We start from the raw sequence: 23,934 nt of genomic DNA, 5'->3' as shown, positions 1-23,934 counted from the left end.
TCGATCCGATACTGATCGAGCGAATTAGGGTACTCTAATTTCGCAAATGGCCTGCTTAGTGACGGAAACGATTGTTGACCGCGCTTTGCATGTTCTGGCATGAACACGCCATGTTCGGTTCCGGGGGATTCCCCCGGAAGCAATAGGGAATGTAGTGCGGTGCTCTTCGCGCCAAATCTGCAACTGCCCCCGCAACTGTAAGCGGCGAGCGCGGCTGACAATGCCACTGGGTTATCCCGGGAAGGCCAGCATAGCGCTTTGACCCGCAAGTCAGGAGACCTGCCGAACACGCGCCCTCGGAAAGGGTGCTCATTGTCGGCGACGGGGTGTGCGCTGTATCCGTTTGTCTCGGTCGACGAACGGACGCGGGCCCTCCCCAAGTCAAATCCAAATATGTGCCGGGGAAGGCGCGACCTGAGAAGGACTGAGTTTTGAAGAAATTGTTTTTGGCAGCCGCAGCTGCTGCAGTGATGCCTACGTTTGCGAGCACTCATTTCCTACTGGAATACACAGAAAACACGATGATCGAGCGACCCGGTGATGTGCCGGTAAAGCTGATATTCTGGCACCCGTTTGAAGCCGGTCATGTGATGACGCTTGAAAAACCGGAAGAATTCTATGTGATCCACAACGGCAGTAAAACCGATCTGCTGGACACATTGGAAGAAACCACATTCGACGGCCCAGACAACAGCGCCAAGGCGTTCAAAGGCTCGGTCCCGGTGAAGCGTTCGGGCGACTATGTGGTGGTGACCGTTCCTGCGCCCTACTACGAAGAATCTGAGGATATTTATATCCAGCAGATCACCAAGGCCTATCTGAACCGAAATGAATTGCCCACCGACTGGGATCAGCCGCAAGGTCTGGCAACAGAAATCCTGCCGTTGAACAAGCCCTACAACATCATTGCGGGCTCAACTTTCACGGGTCGCGTGCTGAGCAAAGGCAAACCAGTTGCAGGGGTCGAGATTGAGATCGAATACATCGCCGCCGCCCCTGACCTGAAAGGCACGGGCGCCGCTGCACCGACGGTGTCACCGCTGCCAGGTGGTGCACTGGTCGCGATTTCGGACGAGAATGGCTATTTCAGTTTTGGTGTACCCAAAGCTGGTTACTGGGGTTTCGCCGCTTTGGGCTCTGGTCCGAAAACCGAGCATGAAGGTAAAGAGCTGAGCCAGGATGCCGTGATCTGGATCCGCGCCTGGGATCTGGAGTAAATCCTTATGCACATTGTAGATGGTGCTCTTTCGAACCCTGTCGTAATCGGCGGTGCGATCGCTGCTGCAGGCGGGATTGCAATGGGGCTGAGGTCGCTGGATCTGGATCGCATTCCCACAGCGGGTGTTCTGTCAGCCAGTTTCTTCGTTGCTTCGCTGATTCATGTGCCGATTGGCCCATCTTCTGTGCATCTGATCCTGAACGGCCTGGCAGGGCTTTTACTCGGTTGGGCCGCCTTTCCGGCCTTGTTTGCCGGGCTACTGCTACAGGCTGTTTTCTTTGGATTTGGTGGACTGACCGTTTTGGGGATCAATACCGTGAACATTGCTCTGCCAGCGGTACTGACCTGGATGATCTTTGGCCGCCTCATCGCCCGAGGCCCGCCCATTCAGGGGGCGATTTGGGCCGGTATCGGGGGGGCGTTCTCAATCGCAGCCACAACCGCGTTTGTTGCCATTTCACTGGCGATGTCCGGTGACGCGTTCCTGCCTGCAGCTAAGCTGGTGTTTTTCGCCCATATACCGGTTATGGGCATAGAAGCCATGCTTACGGGGTTTGCCGTGATGTTGGCGCGCAAGGTGAAACCGGAACTGTTCAAAAAGGCGGTTTTAACATGAAACAACTGGTTGTTATTGCCACACTGATGCTCACACCGATTTCGGCCCTCGCACACAAGGTCATCGCGGGGGTTTTCCCCGCTGGCGAAGCGATCGAGGGTGAGCTGGGGTTCTCCAATGGCGATATGGCAAGCGACCAGGAAGTTTTCGTCTACGGCCCCGATGGTGCTGAACTAGGTCACACCGTTACCGATGGGGACGGGTTCTTTTTGTATATCCCCACAAAACCTGTTGCGCATACCTTCAAGGCCGATCTTGGCGCGGGCCATGTGGCTGAAGTGACCATGTCCGCAAACGAGGTGGCCGAAATCATGGGAGTTGCCGCTGAGGTTGAGGAGATCGGTGCTCAGCCGACGACTGTTGCAAGCGTTGGAACCGTGATGGTTGCGTCTCTGTCCGATCAAGAACGCGCCGCGATCGCTAAAGTGGTGCGCGACGAAACCCGCCCCTTGCGCCGAGAAATTGCCGCCTATCGCGAACATAACGATATGCAAAGTATTTTGGGGGGCATCGGGTATATCGTTGGTCTCTTTGGTGTCGGGTTCTATTTCGCCGCACGTCGCAAGTTGGCCGCCTGATGGCACATGCGCTGGAACCCCAGGCCAAAACTCTGGCCGAGGCAGGTGGGATTGAGCCCTACGGGGTGATCGTGGATTTGGATCCGCGGATGCGCATCGTAATAACATGTCTCTTTGCCGTCCTCACCGTTGCACTAAGTTCAATCCCGTCATTGTTGATCGCGCTTTCAGTTTCGATCGGGCTGTTGCTGATGTCGCGGTTGCCCATTCGCCGAACTCTCAAACATATGGCGATGATGGACAGCTTTATCATCTTCATGTTGGTGCTTTTGCCATTCTCCATGCCCGGAGACACCATGTTCAACCTCTTTGGATTTGCGGCAAGCTGGCAGGGGTTCTGGAAAGCCATTGAGATCGCGCTGACAGCAAACGCCGTGATACTGGCGCTGATGGTCCTGGTAGGGTCGATGGAGCCTGTCACATTAGGTCATGCATTGCACAAACTTCGCTGCCCGGAGGTGCTTGTGCATCTGTTGATGTTCACGATCCGCTATATCGAGGTGCTGCGCGAAGAGTACCTGCGTCTGCGCGGCGCGATGAAGGTCAGAGGTTTCCGTCCGGGCACCAACTGGCACACCTATCGCAGCTTTGGTTATCTGGTCGGTATGATGCTGATCCGCGCCATTGAACGTTCCGAGCGCATTCTGGACGCGATGAAGTGCCGAGGGTTTTCGGGCCGACTTCTGTTGTTGCAGGAATTTACCCTGACCCGACGGGATTATTGGTTTGCCACGATGATGTGTGCGATTTGTGTCAGCCTTCTCATTCTGGATTTTCAATGACGATCCTTAAGCTCGAAGACATTTGCTTTTCGTACCCGGGTCAGGCCCCTGTTCTGGACGGAGCATCGCTGCGGCTTGAATCCGGCCAGCGGTTGTCGATTGCAGGTCCAAATGGATCAGGAAAATCCACACTTTTTCGCATTGTCCTTGGCCTTCAAGCACCCTCTTCTGGGCGCGTGAACATCTTTGGTAAGGAAAGGCGTGTCGAGGCCGACTTTCACGAGGTTCGCCGTCGTATTGGACTGGTGTTCCAAGACCCTGACGACCAGTTGTTTTGCCCGACCGTGGCAGAAGATATCGCTTTTGGCCCGCTCAATCTTGGGCGCAGCACGACCGAAGCGCTTGCCATCGTTGACAAAGTGCTGAGCGATCTGGATTTGATGCATCTGCGCGACCGTATCACGCATAAACTTTCAGGTGGTGAAAAACGGTTGGTGACGCTTGCCACCGTACTCGCAATGGAGCCTGAGGCGTTACTATTGGACGAGCCGACCAACGCGCTTGATGCCAAGAATGAAGCACGGCTTCTGGAAATTTTGCAGGGATTACCTCAGGCAATTCTATTGGTCAGTCATGCCCCTGCGTTCCGCCGCTCGTTGGCACCCGAGACCCTCGAACTCCGACGTGGGCAGCTTGTAACGGTGTAAGGCAGATACGCTGCGATCGGATGCCGCGCGTTGGCGGTAACCATCAGATCCAATGGAATAGGCAGATCAACTGAAGATCATGTTGGTTGGTTCAACGCCATTAGATCGGGATTGGCAGAGACATTCCCTCGTTCGGGTAGAACCGCTGAATGACGCGAGCGATTGCCCGCAATCATAGACAGCAAGAACCCGGAAAAAAACGTTTGCACCCCAATAACAATCATCGTGAACGCAGCGATCAAAGTGCGCATCTCGTTCAATGCCGCAAAGTCCGAGGCAATCCAGCCAGGGGTGATAGTGGCCGCCCAGATTAAGCCGCCAAATGTAAGGACAAGCCCGGCCAGAGTCCAATATTGCAAGCGCGAACATCCCAACAATACCCGAGCGCGTTCTGTTGGCAGTCGTAGCCCATCCCGATAGCTGCACATCAGTGCCGCTAGCCACAGCACCACCGTCTGAAAGGCCAAGACCATGGCCGCACTCGCCGCGACGGCCCAGTGATCGCCGATCCTGAAGCCACCGATCAGCGCCATTTCCTGATCTCCGCTAAGTTGCAGTAGAACGGTGATTGCAAATCCTGCGAGGAACGGGACCAGTGCAGGCACCAGAAACAGCCAGGTTGGGCTGAGCAAGAACATGTTTATCAGGTGCCGAAGCCCATCTCTCCACGGATTTAAATGTGGTGCCCTGCCGCGTCCGTCAGGGGACAAGGTTACAGGAACCTCGGCTATATTCAGCTTCCGCAGCACAGATTTCAGCAGCATCTCGGAAGCAAATTCCATCCCGGTTGAAGATAGGTTGAGCCGCTCCAATGCCTCTCGCCGGATGGCGCGGATGCCACAATGGGCGTCACCGATACCAGTGCGAAACAAAATTCTAAGAATGCCCGACAAGGCCGGGTTGCCAATATAACGGTTTTTCCAGGGCATTGCGCCTGGCTTGATTTCGCCACGAAACCGATTGCCCATGCATAATTCGGCACCATTCATCAACTTTTCGATCATCGGAACCGCTTCGACGAAATCATAGGAACAATCGCTGTCGCCCATCACCAGATACGTGGCGTCGCTTGCCGCAAAACCACCGATAAGCGCAGCGCCATAACCGGGTTCTTGAATGTTTACGACTCGGGCGCCGGCCTTTTCAGCTAGGGCTTGACTGCCGTCCGTGCTGCCATTGTCTGCAACGATTACTTCGCCTGATAGCTGGCATCGCTCAGCGAGTATCTGCAAGGCTTGTTGCGCTCTGATTACACAGGAAGAAATCGTTCCCCGCCTCGTTCAGGCAAGGCATAACGATAACGACCGAGTTTTCGGCTGGCGCCATGGTTCAGATAGCTCCCAAAGCGGATCGTAACATCAACAATAAAAGATAATAGCCATAATAGTGTCCAAATCGTGGCCTTTACTGGCCGCAGTTGGAACATTTCGCTTGAAAGGGCTTGCTGGAAATTCTCCGAAGCGGCGGGCGCTAGTTAGAGATAAATTTACAATAACAGGCACGGTCGCAGGAACTTGCCTTGTTAAACTTTGCAAACCAGGAATTGACGATTAAGAAGGTCATATGAATACTCAGTCTCATACCAAAAGTACCGCCCGATCTCTTCCAATTGCGCTTTTGCGCGCGCGTGAAACTGTTATGGCACCCATCCGGGATATGCTGCAGGGGATTCGCCTGACTGAACAGAAATGGCGAATTCTGCGCGTACTGGATGAGTTGGGAGAGGTGGAGCAAAGCGCAATTGCGCATGAGGCCTGCCTGCTTTTACCCAGTGTGACCCGTATTCTACGGACGATGGAGGCAGACGGGCAGATTACACGCCGTCAAGACAATGAGGACAAGCGCCGGACTATGGTGCAGATCACCGACGCGGGTCGAATGATATTAGAGAACAATCTCGCCACATCGCTTGCAATATCGAACAATATCGAAGCGCAGCTTGGACGTGAAAAGCTAGATCAACTTCTGGATCTTCTCGAGGAGCTGCAAGAGGTTAAAGTCTGACCCCGTCCTGGGAAAAAACGAGGTCAGTAGACAAGTCAGAGACTGGCCAGTCCGGTATCAAGCGCCGAGAGGATTTTGGCCACATCTTCCGAAGTGATCACCAGAGGCGGTGACAGGATGATGTTATTGCCGGACACACGAACCATTACACCGTCTTCATAGGCTGTTTTTTGTACCTGCAGAGGCAAGTGTTTCGCGATCGGTGCCTTTGTTTCGCGGTCTGAGACCAATTCCAGCGCACACATGAGGCCCTCACCCCCACGCACGTCACCGATGACGTCATATTTTTCGGTCAGATTTTGCAATCCGGAAAAGAGTTCGTCTCCGCGTGCGGCGGCGTTTTCCCAGACCCGAAGGCGGTTAATTTCGGACAGTGCGGCAAGTGCTGCCGCCGCGCCGACTGGATGGCCCGAATATGTATACCCTTGATCAATCGACGCCAGACCAGTTGTATCGGTTTCAAACACCTCGGCCACTGCGCCAGAAATCATCGCAGCACCGAAGGGAAAATAGCCATTCGTAATCGCCTTGGCCGTCGTCATTATGTCCGGTTTTACGCCCCAATGCCGTGCACCGCTTTCGCTTCCTGTGCGACCAAAGGCGGTGATGATCTCGTCTGAAATCAACAATATCCCGTGTTTTGAGCAAACTTCGCGCACCATGGGCATGAAGCTGCGATGTGGTGGGATCACTCCCCCTGCGCCGAGAACGGGTTCCATGATGAACGCGGCCACGGTGTTTGCCCCCTGAAACGCGATTTCGGCTTCCAGTGCATTTACACAAAGCTGCGCTAGCCGTTCTGGATCGGTCTCATCAAACGGGTTGCGATAGGTCCATGGGGCAGGGACGTGAAAACACCCGGGCAACATGGGTTCGTAGGCTGCGCGGAATTTTTGATTTCCATTGACCGATGCGGCTGCAAAGTGCGTGCCGTGATAACTCTGTTTCAGACTGATGAACTTGGTGCGCCCGGCCTCACCGCGAATTTTGTGGTATTGGCGGGCCATTTTCAGGGCGATCTCTACCGAGTCCGAACCGCCCGACGTGAAAAACGCGCGTGTCAGGCCATCAGGTTTAAAGAACTGCGCAAGCTCATAGGATAGTTCGATTGCCTTGTCGTTGCTGGTCCCGCGGAAAGTCGAATAGTAGGGCAGGGCGTTCAGTTGGTCTGCGATGGCCTGCTTTACTGGTTCGCAGGAATAGCCCAGATTCACGTTCCACAGTCCACCGACTGCATCCAGTGCCCGGTGACCATCAACATCCACAATGCTGACCCCTTCACCGCCATTTAGGATAGTGGGAGGATTTTTCTGACTGTCCGCCGGGTGGGCCATCGGATGCCAGAAATATCGCGCGTTGTTTTCTTTCAGGAAGTTTGAGTCTTTCATGGCTCTCTCCGTCGTCGGGTCGGTATCAAGTGGATTGCGACAGATCCAGGCGGTAGCTGGCCGGAAACAGGCCGCCGTAGATTGACGTAATTTCTTTGGAGGCAATACTCAGCGCATTGAGCACAGCGCTCCTCAGCTTTGGTGTGAACCGGGGCTGAGGTATGACGCAAGCGATGGCTCCAATCGCGATCTGGTCCTCGCCAAAGATTGGTGCGGCTATTCCATGAACGCCGGTTTCGTAGCCACTCACACTTTCACACCAACCTTTGATCCTTGTCGCTTCGACCAGTTCTTTCAGATGATCGGAGGCTGTCAGTGTGTGTTCGGAATAGGCTGGAAGCGCCCCATCTAAGACGTGTTTCAGCAAAGTGTCAGAACCAAACGCCAAAGAAACGATACCCGAAGCAGTGGCATGCAGGGGCAGAACCTCCGAAGCGCCAATACTAACGCGCACCGAATGGGCCTGTGTCTCTTCAACCAGAGAGGTCTGAAGTTGGTCCGACTTCAGCAGCGACATGTGCATCGTTTCCTGCACTTGCTGCACCTGCGCCTTCATTATCGTTCGGGCCGCAGTCAATCGAGGCTTGGCAGCCTCTCTTAGATTGGCCAGTCGCAGGGGGGCAGTTCCGATAGAGTACAGTTTGGATTGCGGATCCTGTTCGACCATGCCGTAGTCGGCCAGATTCGTCAGATACCGCAGTGCAGTTGCCTTGTTGATCTGATTCATCCGAGCAATCTGCGACAACCCAAGCTCGGGTTGTTGCAGAGAAAAGCTATCCAAAAGTTTCAGTACTTTCAGTGCAGTCCCCATGATTCAGTCCTTTGTTTCACAATTATCTTGACAGAAAGAGCTTAACACAGCAACAATAAAGCTTAACACAGCAATAAAAAAATTGATACTGTGTTTCAATATATGAACCGCTTGGGAGGACGTAATGAAAAAATTCATGGCTACTGCCGCAGCAATGGCCCTAAGTGCCAGCGCTGTTTTGGCTGAATATCCTGAAAAACCCGTTTCTTTTGTTGTGCCATGGCCACCGGGTGACCTTGAGGATGTGCTTACCCGCCTTATCGCCGACGAATTTCAGGCGATGTACGGTGTTCCCGCAGCGGTGGTTAACAAGCCCGGTGGTGGCGGCGGACCATTCCCTGGCGCAGTTGAAGTGGCAACAGCTCCGGCAGATGGATACACAGTCGGCTCTTTCGTCATAGGCGTACCGGTGATCGGCCCCGACATTGGTATTCCCGAGTTGAACCCCAATCCGTTTGACCCGATTGGCATTTTTCTGACCTACCCATTTGTGATCGCATCCAGCAAGGATGCGCCCTTCTCGACTTGGGCGGAACTGGTAGAGCACGGTAAGGAAAACGACGTTGCCTTGGGGCATTTCGGCTCTGTATTGCCACCCACACAGGTGACATTTGCAGCCGCTGTCAGCAGCGGGTTTGATTTCGCGAGCGAAGCCGCTTTCGACGCACTGGACTGCAACACATTGGCTTCGGGCGACGTGGATGTGATCAACACAACGCTTCAACTCATACTTCCCTGCTTGGATCAGGTGAACGTCCTGGCCAGCATCGGAGGAGAGCGGATATCGCTGGTTCCTGACACGCCAACCGTTGTTGAACTTAACCCTGATCTGCCTTTGGCACTTTGGAACGGTCTGTTCGTGCACAAAGACACTCCAGCCGATGCACGTGAAAAGATCACCGCAGCCGCGCAAAAGGCCCTGAGTTCCGATAAGGCCAAGCAGCTTGCCGAGGAAACGGGTGCGCTGATCTACTGGCAGGATCCAGATGCGTCCAACGCACAGATCGAACAAGACAAAGCCTCGTTCGCCAAAATCGAAGAGATTCTGGGCGAATAACATGAAACTGGCCCGGCAGCATCAAATCTGCCGGGCCTTTTTCAATCAGGGGAGGGGTTTAGATGATCGCGAAGACCTTACAGGACATGTTCAAACGGTATCGCCGACCTGGTGATGTTGTATTCGCAGTGCTCTTCCTTGGTTTTTCGGTTTTTCTTCTGACGCAATTGGGAGAGCAGACCAAAGCCGTAAAGCGGACCAAATGGTTTGCCCAGCCTAACCTCTGGCCAATGATCTCGCTCTGGGCGATGGTCATCTTTGGGTTCCTTCACTGGCTGAGCTCAGCCATGTCTCCCCGTCTTCTTGGTCGCTGGACAGAAGTCGGGTTCTGGGTGCGATCGTTTGAATATATCGCATATTTTTTGGTTTACGTGATGCTGGTTCCCATTTTGGGATACCTGCCTTCGACCGTTTTGTTTGCTGTTTTTCTGGCGTTACGAACTGGGTTTCGGGACGCGAGAACAGTCGGTATCGCGGCTTTGTTCGGCGTTTTTGTCACTGTCATTTTCCGAGGCTTCCTGCAGGTCAAAATCCCTGCTGGTGCTGTTTATGAATATCTGCCCGACAGCGTTCGCGCCTTTGCGCTGACATATCTCTGAGGTTCGAAATGGAAACTCTATTTTCTGGTCTTTCGATCCTGGCGCAATGGCAGGTAATTATTGCGCTGCTGATCGGGTCAATCGGCGGGGTCATAATAGGTGCGCTTCCCGGAGTAGGTGCACCCGTTGCCATCGCAATTCTATTGCCAGCAACATTTGCTTTTGAGCCGATTGTCGGTCTGACATTGCTGCTCGGAATATACGGGTCGTCCATGTATGGCGGCGCAATCCCGGCGATTTTGATCAACACGCCAGGCACGGCCGTGAACGCGCTGACGACTTACGACGGTTACCCCATGACTAGACGCGGGCAGGGGCACCGGGCGCTCTCACTGGCATACTCGGCCTCGTTCTTTGGTGGGGTCTTCTCGATCATCTGTCTGATGATCCTGTCGCCGGTGCTGGCTTTGATTGCGCCGCATTTCGGTAGCCGCGAAATTTTTCTAGCTGCTTTGCTGGGAATTATCTTGGTGGTGCTTGCCCACCGCGGACAAATATTCGCTGCGGGAATGCTGGCCGCCTTTGGTGTTTTTCTGAACACTGTGGGTTTGGAACCGGTCAAGTACACGCGTCGGTTCACATTTGACCAAAGTTGGCTTGCTTCAGGTATCGACTTGATCGTTGTGGTTTTAGGCCTGTTTGCGATCAGTCAGGCGTTGCTGTTGCTTCTGGAAAAAAACCATGCACCCGGTAAAACGCATGTCAGTGGCAGCATTTTCGCGGGCTTGAAAGAGCTTTTGCGCATCAAGCGCGTAGCGACGGTGTCTTCAAGCATTGGTGTTCTCATGGGTATGGTGCCAGGCACTGGCGAATTCACCTCGCAGTTTTTGTCATACACCTATGCTCAGAAATCCTCGAAGGATCCCGATAAGTTTGGCGATGGATCACCCGAGGGACTGGTGGCATCCGAGGCGGCCAATAACGCAGTTCCGGGTGCTGCGATGATCCCGCTGCTTGCGTTGGGCATTCCGGGTGAAGCGCTGACGGCGATGATGCTGTCGGTGTTTTATGTCCACAACGTCATTCCTGGCCCTCAGCTGTTTGAATCTCAGATGGATTTTGTGATGGCGCTGTATATGGCGCTGATCTTGTTGAATGTTATCGTTCTGGTGTTCCTGCTGTTTTCGACAAACCTGCTTCTCAAGATTATCCAGATACCAACTCGCTTTCTGGGGATCATGATATTGGTGTTGTCTTTTGTTGGTGTTTATTCGCTGAGGAACTCGATAACAGATTGTGCGCTTGCGGCGGGTTTTGGTGTCTTTGGCCTTATTCTGAAACGGTTGGATTTGCCGATTGTGCCAATCATTCTTGGAATGGTTCTTGGTGGTATCATGGAGGTGAAACTTCGTAGCGCCATGGCGCGGGTGAAAACCCCACTCGACTTTGTCGACCGGCCAATCGCAGCGATCTTGTTTGGCCTGATACTGCTGATCCTAATCCTTCATTTCCGCACTCTGTATTTCGAGTTCAGAAACAAGTTGCGGCCCGAGCCTACGGCTGAGCCTGTTGATGTCGACCACCCAAACCAACAAGGGTAATCCTTTAATGATCCAGTCAGAAATCGATGCTCTTCGCGGCAAGGTGTTGACGCCCCGAAACCATTTTATCAATGGGAGTTCTGTTCCTTCGAATGAAGGCAGAACACGCGATGTTCTGTCGCCGATTGATGGTCAGGTTCTGACGCAGATTGCCGAGGGTACACCTTTTGATATGGATGCGGCCATCGCTTCCGCGCGGGCGGCTTTTGAAGATGGTCGTTGGGCACGGCGCGCACCATCTGAGCGTAAGAAAATCCTTCTGAAGCTTGCCGATCTGATCGAGAAGCATGCGCTGGAGCTTGCGGTTCTGGGAGTGCGTGACAATGGCACCGAAATAACGATGGCCATGAAGGCCGAACCCATGTCTGCGGCTGGAACATTCCGCTACTACGCCGAGGCGATAGACAAGGTCTATGGCCAGATCGCGCCCACTGCCGAAAATGTCCTTGGGCTGATCCACCATGCGCCGGTCGGCGTCGTCGGGGCGATTGTGCCTTGGAATATGCCGATGATGATCGGAGCGTGGAAGCTGGCCCCGGCCCTGGCGGCGGGGAATTCGGTAGTTCTGAAGCCTGCGGAAAGCGCATCTTTGACGCTGTTGAAACTGGCTGAACTGGCGGTCGAGGCGGGTATTCCAGATGGCGTTTTCAACGTCGTCACAGGCTCGGGTCGGGTCGTGGGCGAGACCCTGGCGCTGTCGATGGATGTGGACATTCTTGTTTTTACGGGTTCGGGCGCAACGGGGCGTAAGCTGCTTGAGTATTCGGCGCGTTCAAACCTCAAACGTTGCTACCTCGAACTTGGTGGAAAATCCCCGAATATCGTATTCAATGATGCAACTGATCTTGCGCAGGCGGCGAAAGTGTCAGCCGCGGGGATATTCCGGAACTCAGGTCAGATTTGCGTTGCGGCGTCACGTTTGCTTGTTCAGGCAGATATTCATGACGATTTTGTCGCAGAGTTAGTCGAGAACGCCGAAGCGATGCAGGTCGGGGATCCTCTAGACCTGAACAACCACATTGGAGCGGTGCACTCCCAGTCCGAATTGGATGCGAACCTTGAATTTGTCAAAAAGGCGCAGGTGGAAGGTGCTGAACTACAACTTGGTGGTGACCAAATTCTAAAGGACACTGGTGGTTACTATATGGCCCCGACCGTTATGACGGGAGTCCGCGCGACTGACACTCTGTTTCGAAACGAGGTGTTCGGCCCAGTTCTGGCCGTGACCCCGTTTGAAACAGAGGAAGAGGCGATTCAACTGGCCAACAGAACAGAATATGGACTGTCCGCTGGTGTCTGGACATCTAACCTCAGCCGTGCGCACCGGATGGTGGCAGGCATCCGTTCGGGTGTTGTGCATGTCAACACATATGGGGGTTCGGATCTCACTGTTCCCTTGGGTGGGGTGAAGCAATCCGGTAATGGCCACGACAAATCCCTTCATGCGCTGGAGAAATACAGCGATTTGAAAACAGCGTGGATTCAACTCTGATCCCGGAACTTCAAAGGAGAGCCCCCATGGGTGACAAAACCATTTTGTTGATCGGGACCTACGACACCAAAGACCTAGAGATGCGGTATCTAGAGGAATGCATCGTAGCGCAGGGGGGAAATGTTCTGACGATGGATGTTTCCGTATTGGGCGACCCGTCCCAACCCACGGACATTTCCAAACATGATGTTGCTGCAGCATGCGATATGACCATCGAAGACGTGATCGCGTTGGGCGATGAAAACAAGGCTTTTCGCGTTATGTCAGAAGGGGCCGCCAAAGTCGTTCGCGACGCCCTGTCCAAAGGGCGCTTTGATGCCATGTTGGCAACCGGTGGAACAATGGGAACCGATTTGGCGCTCGATTGTGCGCAAGCGATCCCCATGGGAGTGCCTAAATACATTGTGTCGACCGTCAGCTTTTCCCCATTGATCCCACCACATCGCTTAGCACCAGACATCCAGATGATCTTATGGGCCGGAGGCCTGTACGGGATGAACGCGATCTGTCGTTCCTCTCTTTCGCAGGCTGCGGGGGCTGTACTTGGTGCAGCGCGTGCTGTTGAGCCACCAAAGTCCGAACGCCCGGTGGTGGGTATGACGTCACTGGGTTCAAGCTGTTTGCGCTACATGAAGATCCTGAAACCGGAGCTGGAAGCCCGCGGTTTTGATGTGGCCGTTTTTCATTCGACTGGGATGGGGGGTATGGCGTTCGAAAAGCTCGCGGGCGAAGACGCCTTTGCGTGCGTGATGGATTTCTGCATGCAGGAATTTGCCAATATGTTGGCGGGCTCGCTGGTCTCATCAGGCGAAGATCGCCTGACCAATGCGGGCCGGGTGGGAATTCCGCAAATGGTTGCTCCGGGCGCGCTGGACTTGCTGGATTTTGCGGGTTGGCAAGACATCCCCCCGCAGTTTTCCGACCGCCCGTTCCACGAGCATAACCGCCTGATAAAGAGTGCCGTGTTCAACGCCGATGAGCGTCGCAACGGTATCCGGGAGATGGCAAAACGTCTTGAACAAGCCACTGGTCCGACCCATTTCTTCCTACCGGTTGGTGGAGTTGAGGAATGGGATCGTGAGGGTCAGGAGGCGCACGATCCCGAGGGTCTTGCCGCCCTGATTGACGAGGCACGTAATGTGATGCCTGCAGTCGTAAATACAACCGAGATTGACGCGCACATCAATGATCAGGCCTTTGCGGATGCCGTTCTCGCACAGTTCGACGAATGGGTCGCTGAGGGCGTTGTGCGCAAAGTGTAACCTCATCTGGAGGGTAAAAATTGACCAGATCGAACGCTGAGTTGATCGCAGATCGCGCCCGACTGCTGGGTCCGAATGTCTCCACATTTTATGACAACCCAGTTCACATCGTGAAGGGCGAGGGTGTTTGGCTGTGGGACGCCGACGGGCGCAAGTATCTGGATTGCTACAACAATGTGCCACATGTTGGGCATTGCAACCCGCGCGTGGTCGATGCGATTTGTCGTCAGGCCAGTACACTGAACACTCATACGCGTTATCTTCATGACGGCATTCTCAACTATGTCGAAAAGCTGACCAGCACCGTGGATGACCATCTGGATACCGCCATTCTGACCTGCACTGGTTCCGAGGCCAACGATATTGCCTTGCGAATGGCCGAAAGTATGACCGGCAAGCGTGGAATCATCGCAACAGATGCGACTTATCATGGCAATACCTCACTCGTCAGCCAGCTTAGCAAATCAAACGTTCCGACGGTTGGGTTTGGCCTTGGTCAATTTTTTCGTTTTGTCGGTGCGCCAGACAGCTATCGCAACCCTGATCCCGAGGGAATGAGATTTGCAGAATCTGTAGCTGAACAGATTGCCGAGCATGAAAAATCAGGTATCGGGTTTGCCGCATTGGTTGTCTGCCCGTATTTTCTGAACGAAGGTTTCCCGGATAATCCGGACGGTTGGCTGAAGCCTACTGCCGAGGTTGTGCATAAGGCGGGTGGACTGCTGATTTGCGACGAAGTTCAATCCGGGTTTGGTCGTACAGGCACGCATATGTGGGCGCATCAGAAGATGGGCGTGGTGCCGGATGTCATGACATTGGGTAAACCGATGGGGAATGGCCATCCGATCGGAGGGGTTGTCACCAACTCGGAAATCCTGGGAACATTCAGAAAAGGTTATCGCTATTTCAATACGTTCGGGGGCAACCCGGTCTCTTGCGCTGCAGCCATGGCCGTATTGGAAGAAATCGAGGACAAGCACCTGCTTGAAAACGCCAGAAAAGTCGGCGCGCACGCTCGTATGAGGATGACTCGATTAGCGAAAAAGCATGAGTTCATTGGTGACGTACGCGGTTCAGGTCTGATTTTCGGCGCCGAGATGGTACTGGATCGGGAAACGAAGCAACCTGCCAGTGCATTCACAGATCGGGTAATCAATGGCATGCGTGAACGCGGCGTCATTCACTCAAAGCTGGGGCGGCATAAGAACACGCTGAAGATACGTCCACCGATGCCGTTCTCGATCGAGAACGCAGATCTTTTGTTTGATACGCTGGACGAAGTTCTGGCCAAAACTCCGCTAGACGCATGAGTTTGGCGGTTAATCGGGCGTTGGAGCTATGGGGGATGCAGGGTGCATCTTACCATTTGATCGCGGCCCGTGAAAATCAGGTGTTCCGTGTCGATATAAACGATTCCTGTTATGCGCTGCGATTGCATCGAGCGGGGTATCGTACCAATGAGGAATTGCGATCGGAACTACAGTGGATGGATGCGGTATCGCGCGGCGGACTACATGTGCCAGCACCGATTGCCTCGGCGACAGGAGATTTTCTGCATATCGTTGATGGGGTCCAAATTGACCTTTTGTCCTGGCTGAACGGTGCGCCAATGGGCACAACGGGTCAGCCGCTGGAGATAAAAGCCCGATCCTCACTATTCCTAGACATCGGGCGTGAAATGGCACGGTTGCATGACGTTTCGGACAGGTGGGTGTTGCCTGACGATTTTGACAGATGTTCCTGGGATCGGAATGGTCTGCTGGGGGATAACCCGTTGTGGGGCAGATTCTGGGAAAACCCGACTTTGTCTGTCGAGGACCGCGAATTGTTTGAGGCTTTGCGCGGAAAGATGGCGACCGAATTGACCCAACTGGAAGATACGTTGGACTACGGTCTGATCCATGCGGATTTGGTGCGCGAAAACATTCTGGTCGATGGAGATCGTCTTCAACTCATTGATTTTGACGACAGTGGCTTTGGGTTTCGCCTGTTTGATCTGGCTACGACATTACTCAAGAATTTGCAGGAGCCAGACTATCCTGAATTAAAAGAGGCTTTGCTTGCTGGTTACCGGTCTGAACGACCCCTGGATGACAGCGCGCTTGATCTCTTTTTATTGCTGCGTGCGGCGACCTACGTGGGTTGGGTAATCGACAAACTGTCGGAAGAAGGCTCTGAACTCCGAAATCAGAGATTCATTGATACAACACGCAAGCTTGCGCTTCGGTATCTGGGTTAGGGGTGCTTTGTGCACCGACATATTGAGTGACCAACGACCATAAAACCGCCCAGAGGGCCATCAAACCTCAAGTCGCTTACCGGTATCCGGATCAAACAGATGCATCTGCTCGGGGGCGACCGAGAACCTTACCGCAGGATGCCGCCCTTCGATTGGGTGTACGCCGGGGAGGCTGGCCGTGATCACATCTTGGCTGCCTGTCAGGCGACCGTGTAGCAGCGTATTTGCGCCCAAAGGTTCAGCCATCTGAATTGCGGCTTCCAGCGGGCCATTTTCATCCATTGACAGGTGTTCTGGCCGGATTCCCAGTTTTACCGAGGTATCTGGGCCTTGAGATGGACCAATTTCCACGTCTTCAATTTTGATCACTCCACCTACACGCTGCGCGTCAAAGATATTCATCGCGGGACTGCCGATGAATTGAGCCGCGAACAGGGTCTGCGGGGTTTCATAGACGTCCAGAGGTGTACCGATTTGCTCGGCGATCCCGCCGTTCATTACGATCATTCTGTCTGCCATCGTCATGGCTTCGACCTGATCATGTGTGACATACAGGGACGTAATCCCCAGCTTTTCCTGAAGCTCGCGGATCTCCAGGCGCATTTGAACGCGTAGTTTCGCATCAAGGTTCGAAAGCGGTTCATCAAAAAGAAACACGGCTGGTTCACGAACGATGGCGCGTCCCATTGCAACCCGCTGCCGCTGCCCGCCCGACAATTGTCTGGGCTTTCGGTCTAGCAAGGGTTCCAATTGCAACAGCTTGGCTGCTTCGGTCACCTTTTGATCGATCTCCGCCTTAGGTAACCCGGCAATTTTTAGTCCATATCCCATGTTCTGGCGTACAGACATATGCGGGTATAGCGCATAGTTTTGGAATACCATCGCGATATCCCGATCCATCGGTTCTTTGTCATTTGCCCGCTCGTCTCCGATGCGGATTTCACCCGAAGTCACGGTTTCAAGACCTGCCACCATGCGCAAAAGTGTGGATTTGCCGCATCCTGAAGGCCCGACGATAACGATGAATTCGCCGTCTGCGATATCAATGTCGATACCATGAATGACGTCTGTGGTGCCAAAGCTCTTTTTGACGTTTTCTAGGGTTACAGTTGCCATTTCTTACTTCTCGCTATCGACAAGGCCGCGAACAAACAGTTTTTGCATCGACACCACCACAATAACCGGCGGGATCATGGCCAGTATCGAAGTTGCCATGATGACGGGCCATTCGGCCACATCATCGCCGGATGGGAACATCTGTTTGATGCCCATCACAATGGTATTCATCTCGGGATCCGTGGTAATGAGCAACGGCCATAAGTATTGGTTCCAGCCATAAATGAAGAGAATGACGAACAAGGCCGCGATGTTGGTTCTGCTCATCGGCACTACAATGTCGACGAAAAACCGCATCGGCCGCGCACCGTCTACCCGCGCCGCTTCAGCAAGTTCATCCGGGATTGTCAGAAAGAATTGCCGGAACAGGAAAGTGGCAGTGGCTGACGCGATCAATGGGAAAATCAGCCCGTAATAGCTGTTTAGCATACCAAAACCGGCCACAACTTCGAATGTTGGAACAATCCGCACTTCGACAGGTAACATCAGTGTCAGAAAGATCAGCCAGAAAAAGGTCGTTCGCCCCGGGAAGCGGAAGTAGACGATTGCAAAGGCCGACAGAAGTGAGATCACAATCTTGCCAACGGCAATACCGATAGCCATCACCAGACTGTTGAACAGCATGGTAGCGACGGGCACGTTTACTCCGGCAAAAAGGGCTGCTCGGTAGTTCTCCCAAAATTGATCACCCGGCCAGATCGGCATAGGGGGCGAGACGATTTCAGGCTGGGATACTGTTGAGGCAACAAAAGCCAGCCAGATCGGAAAGAATATGATCAGGACGCCCAGGACCATAAAGGCGTGGGTTAGCCAGATACCCGCGCCTCGTTTCTCGACCATTCCGTGTTGCTGGGCCGCCATCAGTAATGCACCCTTTTTTCGACGTATTTGAACTGGATCACCGTTAGCAAACCAACCACGATCAATAGGATGACGGATTGTGCCGACGAAGACCCGAGATCTTGCCCGACGAACCCATCGGAAAACACCTTGTAGACCAGGATCGTTGTGGCTTGTTGCGGACCACCTCCGGTGATTGTGTGGATAACACCGAATGTCTCAAAAAACGCATAGACGACGTTGACCACCAGCAAAAAGAAGGCCGTTGGCGACAGCAGTGGCAAAACAATTGTGAAGAACCGGCGCCAGAAATGCGCCCCATCGATTGCGGCTGCCTCGATGACTGACTTTGGCACGGATTGTAGCGCCGCAAAGAAAAACAAAAAGTTATAACTGATGCGCCCCCACGCGGATGCGACAACGACCAGCCCCATTGCTTCGGCGTCATTCAGAACGTGGTTCCAATCATAGCCGAGTTGGCCAAGATACCAGGAAACAACTCCGACGCGTGTGTTGAACATGAAAAGCCAAAGCACACCAGCAACAGCTGGTGCGACTGCGTAGGGCCAGATTAACAAGGTACGGTAAACACCTGAGCCTTTGATCAACCTGTCGGCAATGACTGCAAGAAAAAGTGCCGGAATCATCGAGCACAAGGTGACAAGCGTCGAAAAGATCGCCGTTGTTAAGAAGGATGCACGATAGAATTTGTCGCTGAGAAGGAATTCAAAGTTGCCGAGCCCGACGAATTGAGATGACAGCCCGAACGGGTCAGGAATAAACAGCGACTGCCAGATTGCCTGCGCCGCTGGATAGAAGAAAAATATGGCAGAGACGATCACCTGAGGTGCGATCAGAAGCAGGGGCAGCAACCAACCCCGAAAGGTGACGCGTTTTTCCAATTTAGTGTCCCACCAAAAAAGAAATGCGGGCCGTTAAAGGCCCGCATGATATCATTTTTATTGATTGGCTGATTCAAACCGGCGCAACAACGCGTCGCCACGTTCCTTAGCGCTGTCCATCGCTTCCTGAGCCGTTTTGTCACCAGACCAGATGGCCTCGAGCTCTTCGTCAATGATTCCGCGAATCTGGTCGAATGACCCCAAACGCAGACCTTTTGAGTTTGCGGTTGGTTCTTTCGCAGTCATCTGGATTACCGCGATATCTGTGCCGGGATTGTCTTCATAGAATCCTGCCGCGCGGGTTGCATCTCCCGCTTCAGCAGTAATCGGAAGATAGCCGGTATTCTGGTGCCAATTGGCCTGTACATCTGACGATGACAGGAAGCTCAGGAACTCTCCAACTCCTTTGTAGGCTTCGGGGTCGTGCCCTTCCATCACCCACAGAGAGGCACCACCGATAATGGTGTTCTGAGGTTCGGCTGTGACACCTTCCCAATAGGGCAGGGGCCGTACGTCAAAATCGAACTCAGCTTCCGAGCTGATGCCCGCGTAACCCGCCGAGCTTTCTGTGAACAAGGCGCATTCTCCGGCCCGGAAGTTGGCTCCACCTTCGTTTCTGCGACCGGTGTAGATGAATTTCCCGTCCTTGGCCCAATCACCCATTGCGCTTAGGTGGGCCACTTGCACCGGACCATTCAGCATCAATTCGGTGTCCAGACCGGCAAAACCATTATCTTTCGATGCAAATGGTACATCGTGATAGGCTGACATGTTTTCCAGGTGAACCCAGCTTTGCCAAGCAGTGACAAGCGGACATTCTTCACCGCCTGCCTTTAATTGATCAAGAACCTCGCCAACTTTTTCCCAAGTGGAAAGATCGGTATCAGGATCGACTCCTGCTGCCTCCATCGCATCGCGATTGACCCAAAGAACGGGTGTGGAAGAGTTAAAGGGCAATGACAACATGTCGCCATCGGTAGTGGTATAATACCCTTTTACAGCGCCGATATACGCGTCGGGATCAAATGACGCGCCACTTTCGGCCATCACTTCATAGACTGGTTTGATGGCGCCTTCAGCCGACATCATTGTTGCGGTGCCAACTTCGAATACCATCAGAATGTGGGGCTGTTCGCCAGCGCGGAACGCGGCGATACCTGCATTCAGCGTTTCCGAGTAATTACCTTTGTGGCTTTCAACCACGACAAACTCGTCCTGGCTGGCGTTGAATTCTTCAACCTGGGCTTTCACCAGATCACCAAGACGGCCGGTAAAGGCGTGCCAGAACTGGACTTCGGTTTGAGCCATTGCCGCTACAGGGGACAAGGCGGTTGCTACGGCGAGAGCGCCGAAAAATCTCTTTTTCATGATTCCTCCCATGCATCAGGTTCGATGCTTCGTTGAATACCGACCGCTACGGGTAAACGGCACACATGACGATTTCACGACGTTAGCGTTACAGAAATATAATTCAAGACCTTAGTATTGATAAAAAAAATAACACGGCATTATATTCGTGAGCGAAAAATTGGGAAATACTAGTTCAAACATGCGGCAAACCCTGAGAATCAGACAGCTTGAAGCCCTTATGGCAGTGACGACCAATGGATCGATCACTTCTGCAGCCACTGATCTTGGGGTCAGTCAGCCAGCTGTGAGCCGATTAATATCTGATCTGGAGAAGTCACTTGGGTTTCAGCTTTTTGATCGTCGCGAGGGGCGGTTAGTGCCGACTCAGGAAGTTCGGTATTTGCAGCCCAGCGTAGAGCGTGTTCTGGAACTGATGAAGCAGATCACCGACGTCAGTCAGGACATCACGCAACGAAAGGCGGGACATATTCGCGTCGCTTGCCTGCCCGGATTTGCAACCAGCCACCTGCCAAAAGTTGTCGCCGAATTTCTGAAAGACCGCCCCGGCGTCACCATGACAATTGAGCCGGATCGGCCCGAGCGCATTCTTGAATGGATGATCGGTGAGCAATATGATTTTGGGATCACCGACAGTTTTATCAGCCACCCGGCCGTGCAAAATACAGATGTGCACTTACGCACGGTTTGTGTGTTTCCAAGCGGTCACGAGCTGGAAAGCGTTTCGGAAGTTACACCCAAAGAGCTTGAGAGCGAGAAAGTTATTCACACCCGTCGTGATAGCGACTTTTTTGCGCGCCTATCGAAAGCGTTCCAAAGCGCAAATATCTCACTGAACTCTCACATCGAGGTCAGGCAATTTACTGCAGCCTGTGAACTCGCCTTAAGAGGCGTGGGAGTCTCAGTGGTGAGCGAACTGGATGCGGTTCAATATGCCCATCTTGGACTGTGCTACAGGCCATTCGTACCGGTGTTACCTCATACACTTTCCTTAGTGCGCCCCATATTGAAACAACCATCTTTGGTAACTTTGGAATTTATTGAACAGTTCAGCGAAAGCTTGAACCCGTTTCGCGTCAAATCGATTATGCGCTGATCGCTAAGCACTTGTAATTCTGGGTGTTCGTCGATTTGCCAGATACCTGCCTGCGCTTCATCAGTTTTGGTCTGGCTAATGCCACAAAATAAATTCCAAATTGAGACCTTGATGAGCTTTACGCTCATAGGGTTTGTCGGCACAGTATCGTTAATCTTAACCATAGTTCGATGCTTGATCGACTTAGGTGATCTTTATTCATCTTTGTTACAATCGCCATCTACAAAGCGTTTCGAACATATTTCCAGAAAGGTGTGATATGCCCTTTTCCAGCAGTAAGCTCTCTCGCCGTAAGTTTCTTGCCACAACGACAGCCAGTGCAGCTGCGATTACTCTGCATCCGTTCTCTGCGTCTGCTGCCAACAACCAGGCTCATCTGAGGATCATGGAAACAACAGACATCCATGTGCATGTTTTCCCTTATGATTACTACGCAGATAAACCACGGGACACCGTGGGCCTGTCACGCACGGCATCTATTATCAACGACATCCGCTCAGAGGCGACTAACTCAATCCTTGTCGATAACGGCGACTTTCTGCAGGGCAATCCGATGGGTGACTATATCGCCTATGAGCGTGGAATGAAGGCGGGTGACAGCCACCCGATTATCACTGCATTCAACACGGTCGGCTACGATGCTGCCACCTTGGGCAACCACGAGTTCAACTATGGTCTGGAGTTTCTTGATAAAGCGCTTGCTGGGGCCGACTTCCCAGTAGTTCTGGCCAATATTGCCAAGAAAAAAGGGGCCAGCCCGCGCGATGACGAAACTCTGGTGAAGCCCTATGCCATTCTTGATCGCGAGATTGAAATGGGGGACGGCTCCAAACATCCGATCAAGATCGGCGTCATCGGTTTCACTCCGCCGCAGGTCATGAATTGGGATCGCAAACACCTTGAAGGCAATGTCGAAGCCCGCGATATCGTCGAGACAGCGCAGGCTTACGTACCCGAGATGAAAGAGCAAGGCTGTGATCTGATCATAGCACTTTCGCATTCAGGTATAGGTGAGGCCGATCATTCGGAAGGAATGGAGAATGCCTCGGTCGTTCTTGCCGGTGTTGACGGTATCGATGCCTTGGTCACCGGGCACAACCATTTGGTCTTCCCATCTCCAACATTTGCGGACCGTCCCGGTATTGACGTGGAAACCGGAACTTTGATGGGTAAGCCCGCCGTCATGGGTGGATTCTGGGGATCGCATCTTGGCCTGCTTGATCTGTTGCTGGAACGAGATGGTAACGCCTGGCGTGTGGTCACCACCACTTCCGAGGCGCGGCCGATCTCCAAACGCAACGAAGATCGGTCAGTAACTGCGCTGGTCGGAGATGATCAAAAGGTTCTCGACTCGGTGGCGAAAGATCACGACGAAACGCTGGCCTACGTCCGCCGTGCTGTGGGTAAGACTTCGGCACCATTGCACAGCTATTTCGCGTTGGTCGCTGATGACCCGTCTGTGCAGATCGTTTCGATCGCGCAGAAATGGTATGTCGAAGAGATGATGAAAGGCACCGAGCACGAGGGTCTGCCAATCCTTTCGGCAGCGGCGCCATTCAAGGCTGGCGGCCGTGGCGGCCCGGAATACTACACTGATGTTCCCGTCGGTGACGTTGCGATCAAGAACGTGGCCGATCTTTATCTTTATCCAAACACAGTTCGTGCCGTGCGTGTAAACGGTGCGCAGGTTCGAGGCTGGCTGGAACGGTCGGCGGGCATGTTCAATCAGGTTGAAGTAGGTTCCGAAGACGCGATCCTGCTGAACCCGGAATTCCCATCATTTAATTTCGATGTGATGGACGGTGTGACCTATCAGATCGACCTTTCACAGCCGTCCCGCTTTGGTCCAAAAGGCGAAGAACTTAATCCAGATGCAGCCCGGATCGTGAACCTTGCCTTTAATGGTGCACCGGTCACGGATGACATGGAGTTCATTATCGCCACCAATAACTACCGAGCATCGGGCGGGGGCTCTTTCCCCGGCGCAAAGGGTGACACAGTTGTTTTTGAGGCTCCGGACACCAACCGGGATGTCATCGTCCGCTATATTGTCGAGCAGGGTACAATTGATCCTAAAGCAGATGCCAACTGGTCATTTGCGCCGCTCACCGACACGACCGTATTGTTTGAAACCGGGCCAAAAGCGCGGGACTACATGAATGATGTTAAAGGCGTTGTCATCGAAGATGCGGGAGAAGGTGCAGATGGCTTTGCAGCGTTCCGCATTAAGCTCTGACCTGTACGAGATTAAAAAACCCCCGCTTTTTTGGCGGGGGTTCTGAGAATTTACTCTGCGGCTTCTTCGTATTCTGACATTGGAGGGCATGTGCAGATGAGGTTTCTGTCACCGTATGCGTTGTCGACGCGGTTGACGGGG

General features: G+C 53.3%; 22 protein-coding genes, 1 pseudogene and 1 riboswitch. Of the genes and pseudogenes, 16 read left to right on the top strand and 7 right to left on the bottom strand.

Features of this window, described 5'->3' with window-relative positions; all coding sequences use genetic code 11:
* The first annotated feature begins 98 nt into the window (after positions 1-98).
* Positions 99-301: riboswitch (cobalamin riboswitch) on the top strand.
* A 130-nt stretch (positions 302-431) separates the two neighbouring features.
* The 5 genes from ACR0MQ_RS16310 to ACR0MQ_RS16290 are packed head-to-tail and all read left to right on the top strand — an operon-like array spanning position 432 to position 3,842.
* The gene (locus ACR0MQ_RS16310) at positions 432-1,217 is read left to right on the top strand and encodes a DUF4198 domain-containing protein (RefSeq protein WP_480609374.1); all 786 of its coding nucleotides are present in this window, start codon (positions 432-434) and stop codon (positions 1,215-1,217) included.
* Between the two features lie 6 nt (positions 1,218-1,223).
* Positions 1,224-1,835 (top strand): cobalt transporter CbiM, encoded by a 612-nt coding sequence (gene cbiM / locus ACR0MQ_RS16305; RefSeq protein WP_170775495.1) that lies wholly within the window; start codon positions 1,224-1,226, stop codon positions 1,833-1,835.
* Positions 1,832-2,413 (top strand): cobalt ABC transporter permease, encoded by a 582-nt coding sequence (locus ACR0MQ_RS16300; protein ID WP_170775492.1) that lies wholly within the window; start codon positions 1,832-1,834, stop codon positions 2,411-2,413. Before cbiM ends, ACR0MQ_RS16300 begins: the two co-directional genes overlap by 4 nt.
* Positions 2,413-3,195: a cobalt ECF transporter T component CbiQ gene (gene cbiQ / locus ACR0MQ_RS16295; RefSeq protein ID WP_170775490.1), complete on the top strand. Its 783-nt coding sequence runs from the start codon at positions 2,413-2,415 to the stop codon at positions 3,193-3,195. Before ACR0MQ_RS16300 ends, cbiQ begins: the two co-directional genes overlap by 1 nt.
* A complete protein-coding gene (locus tag ACR0MQ_RS16290) occupies positions 3,192-3,842 on the top strand; it encodes an ABC transporter ATP-binding protein (RefSeq protein ID WP_170775488.1) in 651 nt (216 codons plus the stop codon). Before cbiQ ends, ACR0MQ_RS16290 begins: the two co-directional genes overlap by 4 nt.
* 77 nt (positions 3,843-3,919) lie before the next feature.
* Here the strand turns inward: ACR0MQ_RS16290 and ACR0MQ_RS16285 are convergent, their stop codons facing one another.
* Positions 3,920-5,074 carry a glycosyltransferase family 2 protein gene (locus ACR0MQ_RS16285; RefSeq protein WP_480609370.1) on the bottom strand — a complete coding sequence of 385 codons (1,155 nt, stop codon included), beginning with the start codon at positions 5,072-5,074 and terminating at the stop codon, positions 3,920-3,922.
* Positions 5,075-5,405: 331 nt separating this feature from the next.
* On the opposite strand from ACR0MQ_RS16285, the gene hpaR reads away from it, so the two are divergent.
* On the top strand, positions 5,406-5,846 hold the full coding sequence (gene hpaR, locus ACR0MQ_RS16280) for a homoprotocatechuate degradation operon regulator HpaR (RefSeq protein WP_010443472.1): 441 nt from the start codon (positions 5,406-5,408) through the stop codon (positions 5,844-5,846).
* A gap of 35 nt (positions 5,847-5,881) precedes the next feature.
* Here hpaR and ACR0MQ_RS16275 read toward each other — a convergent pair whose 3' ends face one another.
* Positions 5,882-7,234 (bottom strand): aminotransferase class III-fold pyridoxal phosphate-dependent enzyme, encoded by a 1,353-nt coding sequence (locus ACR0MQ_RS16275; RefSeq protein ID WP_480609367.1) that lies wholly within the window; start codon positions 7,232-7,234, stop codon positions 5,882-5,884.
* 25 nt (positions 7,235-7,259) lie between these two features.
* Positions 7,260-8,045, bottom strand: coding sequence for an IclR family transcriptional regulator (locus ACR0MQ_RS16270; RefSeq protein WP_480609365.1), 786 nt, complete (start codon positions 8,043-8,045; stop codon positions 7,260-7,262).
* A gap of 124 nt (positions 8,046-8,169) precedes the next feature.
* Between ACR0MQ_RS16270 and ACR0MQ_RS16265 the strand changes: the two genes are divergently transcribed.
* The 7 genes from ACR0MQ_RS16265 to ACR0MQ_RS16235 all read left to right on the top strand — a co-directional run bounded on the left by ACR0MQ_RS16265 (position 8,170) and on the right by ACR0MQ_RS16235 (position 16,235).
* Positions 8,170-9,102, top strand: coding sequence for a tripartite tricarboxylate transporter substrate binding protein (locus ACR0MQ_RS16265; protein WP_170703645.1), 933 nt, complete (start codon positions 8,170-8,172; stop codon positions 9,100-9,102).
* 62 nt (positions 9,103-9,164) lie between these two features.
* Positions 9,165-9,701: a tripartite tricarboxylate transporter TctB family protein gene (locus tag ACR0MQ_RS16260; protein WP_480609363.1), complete on the top strand. Its 537-nt coding sequence runs from the start codon at positions 9,165-9,167 to the stop codon at positions 9,699-9,701.
* Positions 9,702-9,709: 8 nt separating this feature from the next.
* Positions 9,710-11,242: a tripartite tricarboxylate transporter permease gene (locus ACR0MQ_RS16255; protein ID WP_480609361.1), complete on the top strand. Its 1,533-nt coding sequence runs from the start codon at positions 9,710-9,712 to the stop codon at positions 11,240-11,242.
* A gap of 7 nt (positions 11,243-11,249) precedes the next feature.
* Entirely contained in the window at positions 11,250-12,734 is a 1,485-nt protein-coding gene (locus ACR0MQ_RS16250; RefSeq protein ID WP_480609580.1) for an aldehyde dehydrogenase, read from the top strand.
* Positions 12,735-12,760: 26 nt separating this feature from the next.
* Positions 12,761-13,996 (top strand): Tm-1-like ATP-binding domain-containing protein, encoded by a 1,236-nt coding sequence (locus tag ACR0MQ_RS16245; protein WP_480609359.1) that lies wholly within the window; start codon positions 12,761-12,763, stop codon positions 13,994-13,996.
* Positions 13,997-14,016: 20 nt separating this feature from the next.
* Positions 14,017-15,306, top strand: a complete 1,290-nt coding sequence (locus tag ACR0MQ_RS16240) for an aspartate aminotransferase family protein (protein ID WP_480609357.1) — start codon at positions 14,017-14,019, stop codon at positions 15,304-15,306.
* Positions 15,303-16,235: a phosphotransferase enzyme family protein gene (locus ACR0MQ_RS16235; protein ID WP_480609355.1), complete on the top strand. Its 933-nt coding sequence runs from the start codon at positions 15,303-15,305 to the stop codon at positions 16,233-16,235. The genes ACR0MQ_RS16240 and ACR0MQ_RS16235 overlap by 4 nt, the downstream gene beginning before the upstream one ends.
* 60 nt (positions 16,236-16,295) lie before the next feature.
* Here the strand turns inward: ACR0MQ_RS16235 and ACR0MQ_RS16230 are convergent, their stop codons facing one another.
* Genes ACR0MQ_RS16230 through ugpB form a run of 4 tightly spaced genes read right to left on the bottom strand, consistent with a single transcriptional unit; the run spans position 16,296 to position 20,461 of the window.
* The gene (locus tag ACR0MQ_RS16230) at positions 16,296-17,351 is read right to left on the bottom strand and encodes a sn-glycerol-3-phosphate import ATP-binding protein UgpC (protein WP_480609353.1); all 1,056 of its coding nucleotides are present in this window, start codon (positions 17,349-17,351) and stop codon (positions 16,296-16,298) included.
* A 3-nt stretch (positions 17,352-17,354) separates the two neighbouring features.
* On the bottom strand, positions 17,355-18,191 hold the full coding sequence (gene ugpE, locus ACR0MQ_RS16225) for a sn-glycerol-3-phosphate ABC transporter permease UgpE (protein WP_010443483.1): 837 nt from the start codon (positions 18,189-18,191) through the stop codon (positions 17,355-17,357).
* 20 nt (positions 18,192-18,211) lie between these two features.
* Complete coding sequence (ugpA, locus tag ACR0MQ_RS16220; RefSeq protein ID WP_010443484.1) at positions 18,212-19,093, bottom strand: sn-glycerol-3-phosphate ABC transporter permease UgpA; 882 nt, start codon at positions 19,091-19,093, stop codon at positions 18,212-18,214.
* Positions 19,094-19,150: 57 nt separating this feature from the next.
* Positions 19,151-20,461 carry a sn-glycerol-3-phosphate ABC transporter substrate-binding protein UgpB gene (gene ugpB / locus ACR0MQ_RS16215; RefSeq protein ID WP_010443485.1) on the bottom strand — a complete coding sequence of 437 codons (1,311 nt, stop codon included), beginning with the start codon at positions 20,459-20,461 and terminating at the stop codon, positions 19,151-19,153.
* 181 nt (positions 20,462-20,642) lie between these two features.
* On the opposite strand from ugpB, the pseudogene ACR0MQ_RS16210 reads away from it, so the two are divergent.
* From ACR0MQ_RS16210 to ACR0MQ_RS16200, 3 genes and pseudogenes are all read left to right on the top strand, one after another.
* A pseudogene (locus tag ACR0MQ_RS16210) lies at positions 20,643-20,822 on the top strand (helix-turn-helix domain-containing protein); the annotation flags it as partial.
* A gap of 54 nt (positions 20,823-20,876) precedes the next feature.
* Entirely contained in the window at positions 20,877-21,557 is a 681-nt protein-coding gene (locus ACR0MQ_RS16205) for a LysR substrate-binding domain-containing protein (RefSeq protein ID WP_480609577.1), read from the top strand.
* 259 nt (positions 21,558-21,816) lie between these two features.
* Positions 21,817-23,793 (top strand): bifunctional 2',3'-cyclic-nucleotide 2'-phosphodiesterase/3'-nucleotidase, encoded by a 1,977-nt coding sequence (locus ACR0MQ_RS16200; protein ID WP_480609351.1) that lies wholly within the window; start codon positions 21,817-21,819, stop codon positions 23,791-23,793.
* Positions 23,794-23,934: the final 141 nt, after the last annotated feature.

This window comes from Ruegeria sp. AN6 (assembly GCF_056540425.1).
Note: the sequence above shows the minus strand (reverse complement) of the source record. Positions and strands in the feature narration are given on the sequence as shown.

Coding starts and splice junctions, on each gene's coding strand:
- ACR0MQ_RS16230 (WP_480609353.1), bottom strand. CDS start 17,351: ATGGCAACTGTAACCCTAGAAAACGTCAAAAAGAGCTTTGGCACCACA.
- ACR0MQ_RS16270 (WP_480609365.1), bottom strand. CDS start 8,045: ATGGGGACTGCACTGAAAGTACTGAAACTTTTGGATAGCTTTTCTCTG.
- ACR0MQ_RS16235 (WP_480609355.1), top strand. CDS start 15,303: ATGAGTTTGGCGGTTAATCGGGCGTTGGAGCTATGGGGGATGCAGGGT.
- ACR0MQ_RS16260 (WP_480609363.1), top strand. CDS start 9,165: ATGATCGCGAAGACCTTACAGGACATGTTCAAACGGTATCGCCGACCT.
- ACR0MQ_RS16265 (WP_170703645.1), top strand. CDS start 8,170: ATGAAAAAATTCATGGCTACTGCCGCAGCAATGGCCCTAAGTGCCAGC.
- ACR0MQ_RS16255 (WP_480609361.1), top strand. CDS start 9,710: ATGGAAACTCTATTTTCTGGTCTTTCGATCCTGGCGCAATGGCAGGTA.
- ugpE (WP_010443483.1), bottom strand. CDS start 18,191: ATGGTCGAGAAACGAGGCGCGGGTATCTGGCTAACCCACGCCTTTATG.
- ugpB (WP_010443485.1), bottom strand. CDS start 20,461: ATGAAAAAGAGATTTTTCGGCGCTCTCGCCGTAGCAACCGCCTTGTCC.
- ACR0MQ_RS16205 (WP_480609577.1), top strand. CDS start 20,877: ATGAAGCAGATCACCGACGTCAGTCAGGACATCACGCAACGAAAGGCG.
- ACR0MQ_RS16300 (WP_170775492.1), top strand. CDS start 1,832: ATGAAACAACTGGTTGTTATTGCCACACTGATGCTCACACCGATTTCG.
- ACR0MQ_RS16200 (WP_480609351.1), top strand. CDS start 21,817: ATGCCCTTTTCCAGCAGTAAGCTCTCTCGCCGTAAGTTTCTTGCCACA.
- ACR0MQ_RS16245 (WP_480609359.1), top strand. CDS start 12,761: ATGGGTGACAAAACCATTTTGTTGATCGGGACCTACGACACCAAAGAC.
- hpaR (WP_010443472.1), top strand. CDS start 5,406: ATGAATACTCAGTCTCATACCAAAAGTACCGCCCGATCTCTTCCAATT.
- ACR0MQ_RS16290 (WP_170775488.1), top strand. CDS start 3,192: ATGACGATCCTTAAGCTCGAAGACATTTGCTTTTCGTACCCGGGTCAG.
- cbiM (WP_170775495.1), top strand. CDS start 1,224: ATGCACATTGTAGATGGTGCTCTTTCGAACCCTGTCGTAATCGGCGGT.
- cbiQ (WP_170775490.1), top strand. CDS start 2,413: ATGGCACATGCGCTGGAACCCCAGGCCAAAACTCTGGCCGAGGCAGGT.
- ACR0MQ_RS16250 (WP_480609580.1), top strand. CDS start 11,250: ATGATCCAGTCAGAAATCGATGCTCTTCGCGGCAAGGTGTTGACGCCC.
- ACR0MQ_RS16275 (WP_480609367.1), bottom strand. CDS start 7,234: ATGAAAGACTCAAACTTCCTGAAAGAAAACAACGCGCGATATTTCTGG.